Source organism: Propionicimonas sp. (genome assembly GCF_034927565.1).
Taxonomy (GTDB): Bacteria; Actinomycetota; Actinomycetes; order Propionibacteriales; family Propionibacteriaceae; genus Propionicimonas.
In genome coordinates this window covers 26,993-42,242 of sequence record NZ_JAYFPT010000049.1, presented here as the reverse complement: position 1 = coordinate 42,242, position 15,250 = coordinate 26,993, and the positions used below count along the sequence as shown (strand labels likewise).

15 protein-coding genes are annotated in these 15,250 nt (G+C 70.2%); 7 read left to right on the top strand and 8 right to left on the bottom strand.

Going from position 1 to position 15,250, the window contains the following annotated elements:
• Window positions 1-148: 148 nt before the first annotated feature.
• From VB080_RS09985 to VB080_RS09970, 4 genes are read right to left on the bottom strand one after another with little or no spacing between them, the layout of a single operon-like run.
• Window positions 149-1,582 carry a HAMP domain-containing sensor histidine kinase gene (locus tag VB080_RS09985; protein WP_323418294.1) on the bottom strand — a complete coding sequence of 478 codons (1,434 nt, stop codon included), beginning with the start codon at window positions 1,580-1,582 and terminating at the stop codon, window positions 149-151.
• Complete coding sequence (locus VB080_RS09980) at window positions 1,579-2,319, bottom strand: response regulator transcription factor (protein WP_323418293.1); 741 nt, start codon at window positions 2,317-2,319, stop codon at window positions 1,579-1,581. Before VB080_RS09980 ends, VB080_RS09985 begins: the two co-directional genes overlap by 4 nt.
• Before the next feature lie 33 nt (window positions 2,320-2,352).
• Window positions 2,353-3,618 carry a DMT family transporter gene (locus tag VB080_RS09975; RefSeq protein ID WP_323418292.1) on the bottom strand — a complete coding sequence of 422 codons (1,266 nt, stop codon included), beginning with the start codon at window positions 3,616-3,618 and terminating at the stop codon, window positions 2,353-2,355.
• Window positions 3,619-3,635: 17 nt separating this feature from the next.
• A complete protein-coding gene (locus VB080_RS09970) occupies window positions 3,636-3,917 on the bottom strand; it encodes an acylphosphatase (RefSeq protein ID WP_323418291.1) in 282 nt (93 codons plus the stop codon).
• 166 nt (window positions 3,918-4,083) lie between these two features.
• Here VB080_RS09970 and VB080_RS09965 point away from each other — a divergent pair, with 166 nt between their 5' ends.
• A complete protein-coding gene (locus VB080_RS09965) occupies window positions 4,084-4,572 on the top strand; it encodes a phosphoribosyltransferase (protein WP_323418290.1) in 489 nt (162 codons plus the stop codon).
• A gap of 132 nt (window positions 4,573-4,704) precedes the next feature.
• Here VB080_RS09965 and VB080_RS09960 read toward each other — a convergent pair whose 3' ends face one another.
• Window positions 4,705-5,184, bottom strand: a complete 480-nt coding sequence (locus VB080_RS09960; protein WP_323418289.1) for an aminoacyl-tRNA deacylase — start codon at window positions 5,182-5,184, stop codon at window positions 4,705-4,707.
• Window positions 5,184-5,612: a CBS domain-containing protein gene (locus tag VB080_RS09955; RefSeq protein WP_323418288.1), complete on the bottom strand. Its 429-nt coding sequence runs from the start codon at window positions 5,610-5,612 to the stop codon at window positions 5,184-5,186. Before VB080_RS09955 ends, VB080_RS09960 begins: the two co-directional genes overlap by 1 nt.
• A 1,277-nt stretch (window positions 5,613-6,889) precedes the next feature.
• Between VB080_RS09955 and metB the strand changes: the two genes are divergently transcribed.
• Complete coding sequence (metB, locus tag VB080_RS09950; RefSeq protein WP_323418287.1) at window positions 6,890-8,047, top strand: cystathionine gamma-synthase; 1,158 nt, start codon at window positions 6,890-6,892, stop codon at window positions 8,045-8,047.
• A gap of 11 nt (window positions 8,048-8,058) precedes the next feature.
• On the opposite strand, the gene VB080_RS09945 is transcribed toward metB, so the two are convergent.
• Entirely contained in the window at window positions 8,059-8,982 is a 924-nt protein-coding gene (locus tag VB080_RS09945) for a proline dehydrogenase family protein (RefSeq protein WP_323418286.1), read from the bottom strand.
• A 2-nt stretch (window positions 8,983-8,984) separates the two neighbouring features.
• Window positions 8,985-9,650 carry an HAD family phosphatase gene (locus VB080_RS09940; RefSeq protein WP_323418285.1) on the bottom strand — a complete coding sequence of 222 codons (666 nt, stop codon included), beginning with the start codon at window positions 9,648-9,650 and terminating at the stop codon, window positions 8,985-8,987.
• A gap of 83 nt (window positions 9,651-9,733) precedes the next feature.
• Here VB080_RS09940 and VB080_RS09935 point away from each other — a divergent pair, with 83 nt between their 5' ends.
• The 5 genes from VB080_RS09935 (at window position 9,734) to VB080_RS09915 (ending at window position 15,179) form a co-directional block, all read left to right on the top strand.
• Window positions 9,734-10,645 (top strand): hypothetical protein, encoded by a 912-nt coding sequence (locus VB080_RS09935; RefSeq protein WP_323418284.1) that lies wholly within the window; start codon window positions 9,734-9,736, stop codon window positions 10,643-10,645.
• A 285-nt stretch (window positions 10,646-10,930) separates the two neighbouring features.
• Window positions 10,931-12,793: a molecular chaperone DnaK gene (dnaK, locus tag VB080_RS09930; protein ID WP_323418283.1), complete on the top strand. Its 1,863-nt coding sequence runs from the start codon at window positions 10,931-10,933 to the stop codon at window positions 12,791-12,793.
• The gene (gene grpE, locus VB080_RS09925) at window positions 12,790-13,470 is read left to right on the top strand and encodes a nucleotide exchange factor GrpE (RefSeq protein WP_323418282.1); all 681 of its coding nucleotides are present in this window, start codon (window positions 12,790-12,792) and stop codon (window positions 13,468-13,470) included. Before dnaK ends, grpE begins: the two co-directional genes overlap by 4 nt.
• Before the next feature lie 141 nt (window positions 13,471-13,611).
• Entirely contained in the window at window positions 13,612-14,754 is a 1,143-nt protein-coding gene (gene dnaJ / locus VB080_RS09920; RefSeq protein ID WP_323418281.1) for a molecular chaperone DnaJ, read from the top strand.
• Window positions 14,751-15,179 (top strand): heat shock protein transcriptional repressor HspR, encoded by a 429-nt coding sequence (locus VB080_RS09915; protein ID WP_323418280.1) that lies wholly within the window; start codon window positions 14,751-14,753, stop codon window positions 15,177-15,179. Before dnaJ ends, VB080_RS09915 begins: the two co-directional genes overlap by 4 nt.
• The last annotated feature ends 71 nt before the right edge of the window (window positions 15,180-15,250 follow it).

The following is a 15,250-nucleotide window of genomic DNA, read 5'->3' as shown; positions in this document are numbered from 1 at the left end:
AGTGGCTGGGCGACCGCTGGGGTTCCTCTGTCAGCCTTCTGTGAGCCGGCTCCGTGCGAAGTCCCGCTCAGCCCCGAGTCGGTTGTGCGGAGTTCGGACGGGACGGGCGCCCCGGACACCCGGCGGAACTCCGCACAACCGATGGGGGTCAGGGGGAGGGGACGCGGACGGTGAAGGTGGTGTGGCCGGGGGCGCTGTCGAGGGTGACCGTGCCACCGTGGGCGGCCACGACGGCCGCCACGATCGCCAGGCCGAGGCCGGTTGACGAGCCGCCTGCCTGCCGGACCCGGCTGGCGTCCGCGCGGGCAAACCGCTCGAAGACGTTGTCGCGGATCTCGGGTGGGACGCCGGGGCCGTTGTCGCTCACGCTGATCACGGCCTGGTCGCCCTCGCGCCGCAACCGGGTCACCACCCGGGTGCCGGGTGGGGTGTGCACCCGGGCGTTGGCCAGCAGGTTCGCCACCACCTGGTAGAGCCGGTGCTGGTCAGCCCTGGCCATCACGATCTCGTCGGGCAGGTCGAGCACCCAGCTGTGCTGTGGGCCGGCGGCCCGGGCGCCGTCGACGGCGTTCAGCACCAGCTCGGTGACGTCAGTGGGCTGCAGGTCGAGGGCCGGGCCCGAGTCCAGCCGGGCCAGCAGCAGCAGATCCTCCACCAGCGCTGACATCCGGTCGGATTCGGCGTCGATTCGTTCCAGCGCGTGCGAGGCGTCCGGCGGCAGGGTGTCGGCGTCCCGCAGGGTGAGTTCGGTGTAGCCGCGGATCGCCGCCAGCGGGTTGCGCAGTTCGTGGGAGGCGTCGGCGACGAACTGCCGCACCCGGGTCTCGCTGCGGTGCCGGGCGGCCAGCGCGGCCTCGACGTGGTCGAGCATCCGGTTGAAGGCCGCGCCCACCCGTCCGACCTCGTTCGAGGGGTCGGCGTCGGCGGCGGTGACCCGGACGGGCAGATGGGCATCGCCGGAGGACAGCGGCAGGCTGGCCACCTCGGTGGCGGCTGCGGCCAGCCGGTTGAGTGGACGCAGCGAGCGCTCGACCACTTGGCGGGCGCCGACGAAGGACAGCGCGATCGCGCCCAGCGTGAGGCCCCCGGCGATCAACAATTGCCGGGTGAGCGGGGTGATGACAGCGCTGAACGGCAGCGCGGCGACATTGATCCGTCCTCGTTGGTCGACCTTGACCAGGACGCGGTACAGCCCCAGACCCTCCACCCCCATGGTGACCGGGGTGTCCGCCGGATCGAGGACGACCAGCGTGGCGGCCGCGTCGGCAGTGAGGGCGTCGGGGGCCTGTGTCGAGTCGAACAGGCCACTCCCCGGCGCCCGTTGCACCAACCGGATCAGCCCCGACCCCTCGGGATCGCCCGGCTTGGTTCCGCTGTCCGGCCCCCGCGGTGAGGCGTTGAGAGCGGACTGCAGCCGTCCGTCCAGCTGGGCCTGCAGGATCTGGAAGCTCGCCAGCGCGGTGAAGAAGCTGAGTGCGATGGTCGCGATCGCCACCAGGGCGGTGGTGCGCAGCACCAGTCGGCGGGCGAGCGTTCCCCGTGCCATCGGACGCGGCGGCGGCACCGGTACGGGGATGGTCATTCAGCGGCCGGTTTCAGGACGTAGCCCGCCCCACGCATGGTGTGGATCATCGGCGGCCGGCCGGCGTCGATCTTCTTGCGCAGGTAGGAGATGTACAGCTCGACAACGTTCGCCTGGCCGCCGAAGTCGTAGTTCCACACCCGGTCAAGGATCTGTGCCTTGGAGAGCACCCGGCGCGGATTGCGCATCAGGAAGCGCAACAGCTCGAATTCGGTGGCGGTCAGGTTGATCTCCTCCCCGCCCCGGAAGACCTCGTGGGAGTCCTCGTCGAGGGTGAGGTCGCCGACCACCAGCAGGGAGTCCTCCCGGGAGGTGGTGGCGCCGGCCCGGCGCAGCAGTCCGCGCAGCCGGGCGACCAACTCCTCCAGGCTGAACGGCTTGGTGACGTAGTCGTCGCCACCCGCGGTGAGCCCGGAGATCCGGTCCTCGACGGCGTCCTTGGCGGTCAGGAAGATCACCGGGATGTCAGGCTGCTCGGTGCGGATCCGGCGCATCACCTCCAGGCCGTCGAAGTCGGGCAGCATGACGTCGAGCACGATCGCGTCCGGGCGGAACTCGCGAGCGGTCTTCACGGCCGCCAGCCCGGACGCCGCGGTGGCCACCTGCCAGCCCTCGTAGCGCAGGGCCATGGAGAGCAGGTCGGTGATACTGGGTTCGTCGTCAACGGCGAGCACCTTGATCGGGCTGCCGTCGGCGCGGGTCAGCGGTTCGTTGCCGGTGCGCGTACGGAGGGTCATAGCCGTACTCTCCCAGCACTGGGCATGAACGGGCTAGGGACTTGCTGTGCGTGTTCTGTGAGAATTGCCCAGCCCTGCGGTCAACACTCCGGAGGCCACTGCCACGATACCGAGCAGTTGCGCGAGACCAAGCGGCTCGTGCAGCACCAGCACTCCGAGCAGGGTGGCAGTAGCCGGTTCGGCGAGGGTGAGGGTCGCCACGGTGGCCGCTGGAAGGCCGATCAGGCCGACCCCGATCAGCAGATAGGTGACCACGACGGTGACCACTCCCAGCCAGGCCACCACCGCGATCCCGGCAGGCAGCGTCAGCCAGGTGGTGTCACCGGCCAGCAGGACGGGGAGCGCCAGCGCGGCCCCGGCCGCCATCACGGCACTCACTGCCTGCACCGACCCCCAGCCGCGCAGCAGCAGTGCCTTGGTGGCGATCGTGTAGCCGGCGTAGCAGGCCCCTGCCACCAGCGAGGCCAGCAGGCCGCCGGCGTCGGCACGGGCGTCGGAGGCGTCGATCAACCCGGCGAGCAGGACGACGCCGAGCACGGCCAGTCCGGTGGCGACCAGCCAGCGCAGCGTGGGCCGCCGCCGGAAGGCCAGCCACTCGAACAGCCCGGCGAACAGTGGGCTGGAACCGAGCGCGACGACCGTTCCCACAGCCACGCCGTTGGCCCGGGTGCCGGCGAAGAAGGTGGCCTGGTAGGCCATCACGCAACCGGCGCCGAGCGCCACCCACAGCGCCACTGGCAGCCAGCGGGGCAGGCGGGCGGGGCTCCAGGTGGGACTGGCCGGTGCAGAGAGGTTCGGCGTCCCGGGTGGAGTCGGAGCCGGGGACGTCGCGTCGGGGAGCGGTTTCGCGTTCCGGGGTCGGGCAGGGGAGTGTTCCGTGTCCTGAGTGGGAGGGTAAGGCTCCGCGTCCTGGGTGGCAGGGTAGGGCTCCGCGTCCTGGGTGGCAGGGAAGGGCCTCGCGTCCTGGGGGACAGAGAACGGCCCCACGTCCTGGGTGGGAGAAAGAAGTTCTGCGTCCTGGGGCGGCTGCTGGACACTGTGGGCGGCCTGTCCGACCGGCGTGGGTGACGACCGGGCCCCGGGGATGGGGTCCGGAGGTGTCGTGCGAGATCTCCGGGCGGTGCCGGCCCACCTCACCACGCCGATCAGGCCCAGCAGGACGCCGCCGAGGAACAGCCGGGCGGCTCCGACCGATAGCGGCTCGGCACCTGAGGGCGCGAAGGTCTGGGCGGTTCCAGTGGTGCCGAACAGGATGCCCGCGGCGACCACCGCCAGGGCACCCCGACGCGGGCTGGCCATCGTCGTGTCCGGCTGTCTCAGGAGGCCCAGAAGCCGGTGAGGCCCGGCTGCGGAGAGTGCCAGGTGAGGTCGGTGTCGGTGACCCAGCCCGGCCGCCCGGTGGTGCTGGGTACCTCGTTCACCCGGTGGACCAGCGCGGCGATCGACTCCAGTTCGCCCTGGGCGAGGAGCTCCACTCGTCCGTCGTCGAGATTGCGGACATGGCCAGCCAGCCGGAGTTGCCGGGCCTGGTCCGCGGCCCACCAGCGGAAGCCGACGCCCTGGACCCGTCCGTCCACGAGGATGATCGCCCGATGCACCGGCCCAGCTTAAGGGGCACACCCTCCCGGACGGCGGTGGTCCCCGTCGGGTGGTACAGCGCACAACACCGGCCACGACCCACCCTGCCGGTCAGTGGTACTCCGGATCCGGGCGAACTCCGCCCAGTGGTGATGGCCACCTGGTCCGGACTGGCAGGATGGAGCAATGACGACAGTGCGCGAGGTGCTTACCTGGGACGGGTTCGGAGTTGCGGCCCGCGAACTCGCCAGGCAGGTGGTCGATTCCGGGTACCGCCCCGACCTGATCCTCTCGATCACCCGGGGCGGCATGCTGCCGGCCGGCACGATCAGCTACGCGATGGGGATCAAGAACCTGCACATCATCAATGTCGAGTTCTACACCGGGGTGGATGAACGGCTGCCGATGCCGGTATTCCTGCCGCCGGTGCCGGCCTCGGTGCACCTGTCCGGCCAGAAGGTGCTGATCATCGACGACGTCGCCGACACTGGCGAGACCCTGCGACTGGTGCGCGACTTCGCCGCCGAGCACGTTGCGGAGACTCGCACCGCCGTCCTGTACGAGAAATCGCAGTCGGTGGTGAAGTGCGACTACGTCTGGAAGCGCACCGACGAGTGGATCTCGTTCCCGTGGAGCGCCGAAGAACCCCTGATCGGGGCGTCCACCGACAACTGAGCTGGACCTGCCGAATCCGGTTCGAGATCGGGGCCCGAGGGGGACATTCCCTCGACCAGCGAGTTGCCGCCGGATTGTGCGTCGCCGCGACGGCGAGTTGTCAGCGTGCGGCGCGCAGTCGGACCTCGACGGTCAGAGCCCCGGCGGGTCGGCGATGTCGGCCACCGTGGCGTCCAGGGCTGACACCAGGTCGTCGGCGTCCAGGGCGATCGCCAGCCCGTGGCGGCCGCCACCCATGGAGATCCGGCGGCCGGGGATGTCGGCGTCCACGATCACCGGCCAGGGGTGGCGAGAGCCGAACGGGGTGATCGTGCCGCGCTCATAGCCGGTCACCGCCAGGGCCACCGCGGCGCTCGGCATCGACAGCCGGCTCACCCCCAGCAGGGTGCGCAGCTTCGGCCAGGAGATCTCCCGGTCACCACCGACCAGGACGAACAGGTAGTCATCCTCACCGCGGCGAACCACCATCGACTTCACGATGTCGGCCGGGGTCAGTCCGCGCTGGGCGGCGGCCTCGGTCAGTGAGTTGGCCCGCTCGTACTGGGTGGCCACGTGCGGCACCCGCAGCGCCTGCAACGCCGCGACGGCCCGGGACGGGGCCTGGTCGGGCATCAGGTGTGCAGGTAGCCGAGCAGGTGGTTGCGTTCGTCGGTCAACTGGTCGATCCGGTACTTGACCACATCCCCGATGGAGACCACGGCCTTCAACTCACCGTCGACCACAACGGGAAGGTGACGGAACCTGCCGTAGGTCATCTCGCGGGCGGTGTCCTCCAGATCCTCGGACGGGGAGCAGGTCTTGACCTGGGCGGTCATGATCTGCGAGACCGGGGCGTCCAGCACCCCGGCGCCCGCCGAGGCGAGCCGGCGCACCACATCGCGTTCGCTGACGATTCCGTCGATGTGGCGCCCGTCGGCGGTGACCACGACGGCGCCGATATTGTGCTCGGCGAGCAGGTCGACCAACTGCTTGACCGTGGCCTCGGGGCCGACGGTGACGACCTCGGTGCCCTTGGCACGCACCACATCTTCGATCTTCATGGAGCCGAAGCTACCTTTCCTGCGCGCCGCTGGGAAGGGGTGCTCCCGGCGAGTCCACTGTCGATGGCACCGCCCGTGGTCTGCCGGGGGGCCGGCTGGGCCGACGCTCGCCGCCGGCCCAGCGAACGCCGCCGCCCTCGGTGCGCAGGCGGGCCGACCGCACGGGTGGGGCGGTTGGCAAGGGGGGTCGGTCGCGCGGGGAGGGGCCAGCGACGATGGTCAGCGGAGTGAAGCCCTGGAGTGGGTTGTCGTCGCGCAGGAGGGGTTGGACGAAGCTGGCTCCCGGCCAGCGACTGAACAAGGGTTGTACCTCACGCGCAGTGGGCTGGTTCACAATCATCCGCTCGAACTCAGGCACCTGCGGTTGTCCCTGATGCGTGGGGGCTGGCGGTGATCGACGTGCTAGCCGTCGACGAGCAGCCCGGTTGTCCCTCACGCACGGGGACTGGAGGATCGAACCGTGGCCAACGCCGCGAGACCTTGCGGTTGTCCCTCACGCGCGGGGACTGGACTCGCGACAGGGACGGGTCGATTTGCGGAGGCAGGGTTGTCCCTCACACGCGGGGACTGGACAGAAGCGGGTGCGCGATTCCGGCGAGCGTGAGGGGTTGTCCCTCACGCTCGGGGACTGGACCCGAGTTTTACCCCCTAAAGACCATACAAGCCAGGTTGTCCCTCACGCGCGGGGACTGGACCTCGGCCTGGCTGACCGCCACGGTCAGCGGGCGGGTTGTCCCTCACGCGCGGGGACTGGACATCTGGGCCGCGACGCCGCCCACCAAGTGACCGGGTTGTCCCTCACGCGCGGGGACTGGACGGCGGCTGACCCCGGGATCGTGCTGGCCGGGGGTTTTCCCTCATATGCGGGGGCTGGACCTAACCTCCGCCGCACACCAAGAACGGTTGTCCCTCACGTGCAGGGGACTGGCCGGGATCACCTGGGAGGGGGCGCTGTTGCGCGGGTTATCCCTCACGCGCAGGGGACTGGCCTGGCTTCGTCGCAGAACGGGTTGTCGGCCACGGGCAGCGGTGGAAGGTCGGCAGAGGCGTGGTTGAGGTCGGTGGGCCGTCGCACAGGTGATGGCGGCGGGACCGGGCACAAGCTTGATGCCAAGCCGGCTGCCCGTCGTAGGGCTGCTCAGGTGTCTGCCCGGCCTCGGCCGGGCACGGACGCGCCACACCGGGTGCCTGGTGGGCACGCCGCAGCAGTCAGACAGCACCGGTGCCTGGTGGGCACGCCGCAGCAGCCAGACAGCCGGGTAGTAGGGTCGGCAACCATGACGGAGCCCACCTCGGCGACCCGCGCCGTCCGTGCCGGGGTCACCATCGACCCGGCCCATCGCGCGGTGGTGCCGCCGCTCTACCTCTCGTCCACCTATGCGTTCGACAGCCTCGCCGACCGGGGGGAGTACGACTACAGCCGCTCCGGCAACCCCACCCGCACGATGCTGGCCGACGTCCTGGCCGGCCTCGAGGGCGGGTTCGGCGCGGTGGTCACCGCCTCGGGGATGGCCGCTGCCACCACTGTCCTGAACGCGTTGATGCCTGCCGGCGGCCGTCTGGTCGCGCCGTTCGACTGCTACGGCGGCACCTGGCGGCTGCTGGACGCGCTCGCCCGCCGCGGCGGCTTCGACCTGGACCTGGTCGACCTCAGCGACCTGGCCGCTGCCGAGACGGCGATCACGTCCGGAACGTCGCTGGTGTGGGTCGAGAGCCCGTCCAACCCGCTGCTGCGGATCACCGACATCGCCGCGGTCGCCGGGCTGGCACACCGGGTCGGCGCGCTCGTGGTCGCCGACAACACCTTCCTCAGCCCGATGGTGCAGCGCCCGCTGGCCCTCGGCGCGGACGTGGTGCTGCACTCGACCACCAAGTACATCAATGGCCACAGCGACGTCGTGGGCGGTGTGGTGGTGGCCGCGCAGGAACAGCACCACAACGAGCTCGCCTGGTGGGCCAACTGCCTGGGGGTGACCGGCGGCGCCTTCGACTCCTACCTCACCCTGCGCGGTCTGCGGACCCTGCACCTGCGGGTGGCGGCCGCCCAGGCCAATGCCGCCGCGCTGGTGGAGCTGCTGGTCGACCACCCCGCGGTGCACGCCGTGCACTATCCGGGCCTGCCGGACCACCCGGGCCACGACCTCGCCGCCCGCCAGCAGGACGGCTTCGGGGCGATGGTCACCTTCGAACTGGCCGACGAGGCCGCCGTCACCCGGTTCGTCGACGGGCTGGACCACTTCTGCCTGGCGGAGTCGCTGGGCGGGGTGGAGTCGCTGGTCTCGCACACCGCGTCCATGACCCACGCCGCGATGTCCCCCGAGGCGCGCGCTGCGGCCGGCATCACCGACGGCATGCTGCGGCTCAGCGTGGGCGTCGAGGACGTCCACGACCTGCTCGCCGACCTGAAGTCCGGCCTGGACCGGGCCGGCAGCTGAGCGCGTCTGACTCAGCGGCCGACCAGCGCCCGCAGGAAGAACAGCAGGTTCGCCGGGCGCTCGGCCAGTCTGCGGACGAAGTAGCCCCACCAGTCGGTGCCGCAGGGGACGTAGACCCGCACCCGGTGGCCGGCGCGGGCGAGCCGGCGCTGCTCGTCGGTGCGGATGCCGTAGAGCATCTGGAACTCGTAGTCACCGGGCCGGCGGCCGTTCTCGGCGGCCAGTACCTGCGCGGCCTCGATCATCTCCGGGTCGTGAGTGGCCAGCATCGGGTAGCCCTGACCCTTGAACAGGGCGCGGGCGGTTGCCACGTACGCGGCGCTGACCTCTTCCCGCCGTTGCAGCGCGACCCCGGACGGCTCGTCGTAGGCGCCCTTGCACAGTCGCACCCGCGAGCCCGGCCCGCTGAACTGCACGGCGTCGGCGGCGGTGCGGTGCAGCATGGTCTGCAGCACCAGCCCCACCCCGGGGAAGTCGACGCGCAGTTGCTCGACGATGGCGTGCATCCGGTCCAGCGTGGTGTGGTCCTCGGCATCGATCGTGACAGTGGCACCGACCGCCTGGGCGGCCTCGCAGATCCGGCGGGCGTTGCGATAGGCGAGTTCGGCGCCACCGGGCAGCCCCGAGCCCAGCGAGGTGAGCTTCAGCGAGACGTCCGCCGAGCCGACCAGCCCGGCGTCCGGGATCCCGGCCAGCAGTTCGAGGTAGGACGCGGTGGCGCGCTCGGCCTGGGCCGGATCGGTGGTGTCCTCGCCGAGCACGTCGATGGTGGCCTGGATGCCCTGGACGGCCAGCGCCTTTGCCGCCTCCAGCCCCGCGGCGATGGTGTCCCCGGCGATGAACCGCGCCACGACGGTTCTGGTGAACGGTGCCGCAGACACCACTTTCCGCAACCGATCACTCCGGGCAGCCTGCAGCAGGACGGTACGTAGCATTCTCAACGCCTTTCGATCAGCGACTGCACCAGGTCGACATCGATGTCGTCCAGGGTGTCGACCACCACGTCGGCCAGGGCGAGCACCTCGGCCGACGGCGGATGGAAGTGGGGCGGGACGGCGATCACCGACAGTCCGGCCGCGTGGGCGGACTTGATGCCGTTGGGCGCGTCCTCGATGGCCACCGCGAGCCGCGGCTCGACGCCGAGCCGCCGTGCGGCCTCCAGGTAGACGTCCGGCGCGGGCTTCCCGGCGCCGTCCAGTTCCTCGGTCGACAAGGTGACGGCGAAGGCTCCGGTGACCCCCATCGCCTCCACCCCGGCTTCGATGAGGACCCGTGGGGACGAACTGGCGAGCCCGAGCGGCCAGTGGGCGCCCAGCCGCCGGATCGCGTCGACCGCCCCGGGCAGTAGCTGAATCCCCTGGTGGTAGGCCTGCAGCATGCCATCAATGGTGCGCTGGGCGGCCTGTTCGGGAGTGCCGGTCAGGCCGACCGCCTCGACCAGGTGGGCCGACCATTCCTGGGTGGACATCCCCATCATCGCCTGGGTCGCCCCGTCCGGCCACGGCAGGCCCTCGGACGCGGCCAGCCCGCGCCGTACGGTGTCCCAGATGGCCTCGGTGTCGGTGAGGGTTCCGTCCATGTCGAAGACGATTGCTCCTGCCATGCCGCCATTCTTTCGCGCTGGCGAGTTCGCCGCGAACCGGGCGATTTTCCCGGTACGCCCTACGCTGGGCGGAAGGAGGCGATATGGCGCGGAGACGGCTGAGCGTGCAGCCGATCGGACGGACGCCGCTGCGCCGCCCGGTGATCCCGGTGCGCCGGCTGACCCTGCGTCCCGAGCCGGGGATGGCGCCGCTGGACGCCCTGGTGGCCACCCCGCCCGATGCCACCGGGGCGCTGGTCTACGTTCCCGGCTTCAACACCCCGCTGGGGGAGTGGGAGGTCGCCAAATGCCAGCTGCTCGCTGACGCCAGCGGCCTGGCGGTCGTGGTGAGCGAACTGCCCGGGCTGAGCCACCACGGTGACCCGATCCCCGAAGCCGTCCGACGCGATCTGCTGCGTCAGCGGCTGCAGTCCTGGGCCGAACTGAACTTCAGCTACGTTGCGGCTGCGCTGCGCACCCTGGACGGACTGCCGGTGCGCCAGCTGCTGGGTTACTCCACCGGCTGCTCGCTGGCTACCGCGTCCCTGCCCTGGTTGGCCGAACTGGGGACGCCCGAGGTGCTCAGCCTGATCGAGCCGGTGGCGATCGCGCCGCGGCGTCTGGCGGCGCTGGCCCTCCACGACGCCGCTGACCTGGCCCGGCTGCCGGCCGCCCTGACCACCAACCGGCACCAGGGCTGGCTGCGGCCGTTGCACGGACGGATGCTCAGCGACCACGCCGTGCACTACACCTTCGGCGACCTGCTGGCCCTGACCCAGGTGCTGAGGGCCGACGAACTGCCGGCGGCGCTGGGCCGGTCCAGTCCGGCGAGAGTCGCCCTGGTGCGCGGGGAGCGCAGCGCGCTGTGCCCCCGTCCGGCTTTCGAGGCGCTGGACCGCCAGTTGGAGGACGCCGGAGTTGCCGGCCCGACCATCGAGGTTCGCGGGCTCGGCCACCAGTTGTGGCACTCCTTCCCCGCCCTGGTGACGGTTGCCCGCGCCGTGCTGGCCGGGTGAGCGCGGGTGGCGGCGGTTCGGCGGCGGCATTCCCCGGGCAGGTCGTTGCCGCCATGTCGTGATTCTGCACGTCGAGGTCTGCTCATGCGCGATTTTTCCGCTCTGATCGCATCGATCTGCAGAATCGCGACAGCGTCCTCCCGAGCCGGAAAGAGCGAGGCCAGTTCCTTGGCCAGGCAGGGAATACCCTCAGCTGACCCATAGTTGAGTCTGGTGTACTCAACCTCGTGATTGAGCGTGCTAGGCTCAACCACGAAACCACGACATCACTGGAGGTTAACAACCATGGCACGAGCAGTCGGCATCGACCTCGGCACCACCAACTCCGTCGTCGCCGTCCTCGAAGGCGGCGAACCCACTGTCATCCCCAACGCCGAGGGCGCCCGCACGACTCCCTCGGTCGTCGCCTTCGCCAAGGGTGGCGAGGTGTTGGTCGGCGAGGTCGCCAAGCGGCAGGCCGTCACCAACGTCGATCGCACCATCCGCTCGGTGAAGCGGCATATGGGCACCAGTTGGAGCACTGACATCGACGGCAAGACCTACAAGCCCCAGCAGATCAGCGCTTTCGTGCTGCAGAAGCTGAAGCGGGACGCCGAGGCGTACCTGGGTGAGCCGGTGACCAACGCGGTCATCACCGTCCCGGCGTACTTCTCCGACGCCGAGCGGCAGGCCACCAAGGAGGCCGGCGAAATCGCGGGCCTGACCGTCGACCGGATCATCAACGAGCCCACCGCGGCAGCTCTGGCCTACGGCCTCGACAAGGGCGACGTCGAGCAGACCATCCTGGTCTTCGACCTCGGCGGCGGCACCTTCGACGTCTCGCTGCTGGAGATCGCCGACGGCGTCTTCGAGGTGAAGGCCACCAAGGGTGACAACCGCCTCGGCGGCGACGACTGGGATCAGCGGGTCGTCGACTGGCTGGTCACCCAGTTCAAGAACAAGTACGGCGTCGACCTGAGCAAGGACAAGATGGCCCGCCAGCGCCTCCAGGAGGCTGCCGAGCGCGCCAAGATCGAGTTGTCGGCCACCCAGGAGACCTCGATCAACCTGCCGTACATCACGGCCGGCGCCGAGGGCCCGCTGCACCTGGACGAGAAGCTCACCCGAGCCGAGTTCCAGCGGATGACCCAGGATCTGCTCGACCGCTGCCGTGCCCCGTTCAACGCCGTGATCGCCGACGCGAACACCTCGGTCTCCAAGATCGACCACGTCATCATGGTGGGTGGCTCCACCCGGATGCCGGCCGTCGTCGACCTGGTCAAGGAGCTGACCGGCGGCAAGGAGCCGCACAAGGGCGTCAATCCCGACGAGGTCGTGGCGCTGGGCGCGTCCCTGCAGGCCGGTGTGCTGAAGGGTGAGGTGAAGGACGTCCTGCTGCTGGACGTGACCCCGCTGAGCTTGGGCATCGAGACCAAGGGTGGCGTGATGACCAAGATCATCGAGCGCAACACCACCATCCCGACCAAGCGGTCGGAGGTGTTCACCACCGCCGAGGACAACCAGCCCTCGGTGATGATCCAGGTCTACCAGGGCGAGCGTGACTTCGCCCGGGACAACAAGTCGCTGGGCAACTTCGAGCTGACCGGCCTGCTGCCGGCACCGCGTGGTGTCCCGCAGATCGAGGTCACCTTCGACATCGACGCCAACGGCATCGTCCACGTCCACGCCAAGGACCTGGCCACGCAGAAGGAGCAGTCGATGACTGTGACCGGCGGTTCGGCCCTGGGCAAGGACGAGATCGACAAGATGATGCGCGAGGCCGAGGCTCACGCCGAGGAGGACCGGTTGCGTCGCGAGGCGGTGGAGATGCGCAACGAGGCCGACGGTCTCGCCTTCCGCACCGAGAAGCTGCTCGCCGACAATGCCGAGACCCTGACCGACGACGTCAAGGCGCCGGTCACCGAGGCGCTCGACACGCTGAAGGAAGCCCTGAAGGGCGAGGACAACGACGCGGTCAAGGCCGCGATGGACGACCTCAACACCAAGGCTTCGGCGATGGGGCAGGCGATCTACGCCGCTGCCCAGGCCCAGCAGCAGTCGGAGACGGACGGCGCCGCAGCCGGCGACCAGCAGTGGACGCAGCCCCCGTCCGAGGACGACGTGGTGGATGCCGAGATCGTGGACGAGGACGGTAAGGACACCAAGTGAGCGAGCCGACCTATCCGAACGGCTCGACGCCGGACGAGGTTTCCGGGGAGCAGGTGACCCCCGACCAGGAGGTCCCTGCCCCCGGTGCCCCGGCCGCTGACGAGGGCCGGGCCGCCAAGCCCGGTCCCACCGTCCACGACCGGCGCCGGGTCGATCCCAAGACCGGCCAGCCGCGCAGGCACGAGGCGTCCGGCGGGGAGCCCGACGAACTGCCGGACGCTGGGCCCGTGGTCAACGCCAAGGTCTGCGAACTGGAGGAGTTGGTGGCCGAGCGGACCGCCGACCTGCAGCGGCTGCAGGCCGAGTACGCGAACTACAAGAAGCGGGTCGACCGCGACCGTGCGCTGTCACGCCAGGGCGGGGTCGAGGCGGTGGTCACCGACCTGTTGCCGGTGATGGACAGCATTGAGGCCGCACGTGAGCATGACGAGCTGGTGGGCGGCTTCAAGCTGGTCGCCGACGAGTTGGAGAAGCTCGCGATCAAATACGGCCTGGAGGTGTACGGCGAGGTGGGCGAGGTCTTCGACCCGCAGGTCCACGAGGCGCTGATGCACATGCCGTACCCCGGCGAGGACGAGATCACCGAGACCACGGTCTCGGCGGTGATGCAGAAAGGTGTGAGGATCAACGACCGGATACTGCGACCGGCCCGTGTTGCGGTGGCCGATCCACAGTGAGTCCGTCCGGGCCCAGGGACGGTTCCGCTGGCCCACGGTCAGCCTGCTTGGGACAGCGGACGGTTCCGTTGTCCCGGCTTGGGCCGGGGAACCGTCCCCCGGCCCAGGATTCGGTGGCGTGATGAGAGGAGGTAGGGCGCGATGAGTACCAAGGACTGGCTTGAGAAGGACTATTACAAGGTCCTGGGCGTCTCCTCCGACGCCAAACCGGAGGAGATCAAGAAGGCATTCCGCAAGCTGGCACGGCAGTACCACCCGGACGCCAACCAGCACAGCCCGGAGGCCGAGCAGAAGTTCAAGGAGATCTCCGAGGCCAACGACATCCTGTCCGACCCCGCCAAGCGCAAGGAGTACGACGAGGCCCGCAGCCTGTTCGGTGTCGGCTTCCGGTTCCCGCGCTCAGGGACGGGCGGCGGCGCCAGCCCGAACATGGACGAGGTGTTCCGCACCGTCGGTGACTCCGGTCTGGGCGACATCTTCGGCAACCTCTTCGGCAGCGGACGGCGTGGGCCGGCTCGCGGGCCCCGGCGCGGCAGCGACATCGAGGGCGAGGTGACCATTGACTTCGTCCAGGCCGTCGAGGGTGCCACCGTCAGCATGCAGACCGTCTCCGACGCACCCTGCGAGGCCTGTCACGGCACCGGGGCGAAGGCCGGGACGGTGCCGAAGGTCTGTCGCACCTGTCAGGGCAGCGGCATGGTGTCGACCAGCTCCGGCGGCATGTTCTCGGTGTCCGAGCCGTGCCCCGACTGCCACGGCAGGGGCCTGGTCGTCGAGGATCCCTGTCCGGTCTGCGGCGGCACCGGCCGCGGCCGCTCCACCCGCACCATGCAGGTGCGGATCCCCGCCGGGGTGGCGGACGGCCAGCGCATCCGGTTGACCGGCCGCGGTGGACCCGGGGAGAACTCCGGCGCCAGCGGCGACCTGTACGTCACCGTGCACGTCCGTCCGCACAAGATCTTCGGACGCAAGGGCAATCAGCTCACGGTGACCGTCCCGGTGACCTTCACCGAGGTGGCCCTCGGTGCCGACATCGACGTCCCGACCCTGTCGGGCGCGCGGGTGCGGCTGAAGATCCCGGCCGGAACCCCGACCGGCCGCACCTTCCGGGTGCGCGGGAAGGGTGCCCAGACCTCGCGTGGTGACACCGGTGACCTGCTGGTCACCGTCGAGGTGCAGGTGCCGACCGGGATGTCTGCCGAGGCGTCCGAGGCGCTGCGAAAGTACACCGCCCTGGTCGATGGCGCCGATCCGCGGTCCGGGCTGTTCGGAGCTGCCCGATGACCGCCGACGGCCCCGCCCGGCTGCCCGACCGGATCGACCCCGACGCCCCAATCTTCGTGATCTCGGTGGCGGCCCAGCTGGCCGAGATGCACCCCCAGACGCTGCGCGGCTACGACCGGCTGGGTCTGGTGGTGCCCGGACGGGCGCGCGGCCGCGGCCGGCGCTACTCGTTGCGGGACATCGCCAAGCTACGGCACATCCAGCACCTCTCCCAGACCGAGGGGATCAACCTGGAGGGCATCCGCCGGATCCTCGAACTGGAGGCCGAGTTGGAGGACGTCCGCCAGCAGGTGGCGCAACTCACCACGCTGGTACAACACCTGCACCTCACCGGCGGCGAGACCCGGCTGTTCACCGCTGCGCAGACCGGCGAGGTGCACCTGGGACGGGTGCGCGTCCGGACGCCGCGAGCAATCACCCGCTGATCACGACAGCGCAACGGCAAACCACCAGGGGCCGGGGAGCGACGCTCCCCGGCCCCTGGCGTACGGCTCGG

Excerpts from the sequence above, each read along its gene's own strand:
- VB080_RS09985 (WP_323418294.1), bottom strand. The coding sequence starts at position 1,582 with ATGACCATCCCCGTACCGGTGCCGCCGCCGCGTCCGATGGCACGGGGA.
- VB080_RS09980 (WP_323418293.1), bottom strand. The coding sequence starts at position 2,319 with ATGACCCTCCGTACGCGCACCGGCAACGAACCGCTGACCCGCGCCGAC.
- VB080_RS09975 (WP_323418292.1), bottom strand. The coding sequence starts at position 3,618 with ATGGCCAGCCCGCGTCGGGGTGCCCTGGCGGTGGTCGCCGCGGGCATC.
- VB080_RS09965 (WP_323418290.1), top strand. The coding sequence starts at position 4,084 with ATGACGACAGTGCGCGAGGTGCTTACCTGGGACGGGTTCGGAGTTGCG.
- VB080_RS09960 (WP_323418289.1), bottom strand. The coding sequence starts at position 5,184 with ATGCCCGACCAGGCCCCGTCCCGGGCCGTCGCGGCGTTGCAGGCGCTG.
- VB080_RS09955 (WP_323418288.1), bottom strand. The coding sequence starts at position 5,612 with ATGAAGATCGAAGATGTGGTGCGTGCCAAGGGCACCGAGGTCGTCACC.
- metB (WP_323418287.1), top strand. The coding sequence starts at position 6,890 with ATGACGGAGCCCACCTCGGCGACCCGCGCCGTCCGTGCCGGGGTCACC.
- VB080_RS09945 (WP_323418286.1), bottom strand. The coding sequence starts at position 8,982 with ATGCTACGTACCGTCCTGCTGCAGGCTGCCCGGAGTGATCGGTTGCGG.
- VB080_RS09940 (WP_323418285.1), bottom strand. The coding sequence starts at position 9,650 with ATGGCAGGAGCAATCGTCTTCGACATGGACGGAACCCTCACCGACACC.
- VB080_RS09935 (WP_323418284.1), top strand. The coding sequence starts at position 9,734 with ATGGCGCGGAGACGGCTGAGCGTGCAGCCGATCGGACGGACGCCGCTG.
- dnaK (WP_323418283.1), top strand. The coding sequence starts at position 10,931 with ATGGCACGAGCAGTCGGCATCGACCTCGGCACCACCAACTCCGTCGTC.
- dnaJ (WP_323418281.1), top strand. The coding sequence starts at position 13,612 with ATGAGTACCAAGGACTGGCTTGAGAAGGACTATTACAAGGTCCTGGGC.
- VB080_RS09915 (WP_323418280.1), top strand. The coding sequence starts at position 14,751 with ATGACCGCCGACGGCCCCGCCCGGCTGCCCGACCGGATCGACCCCGAC.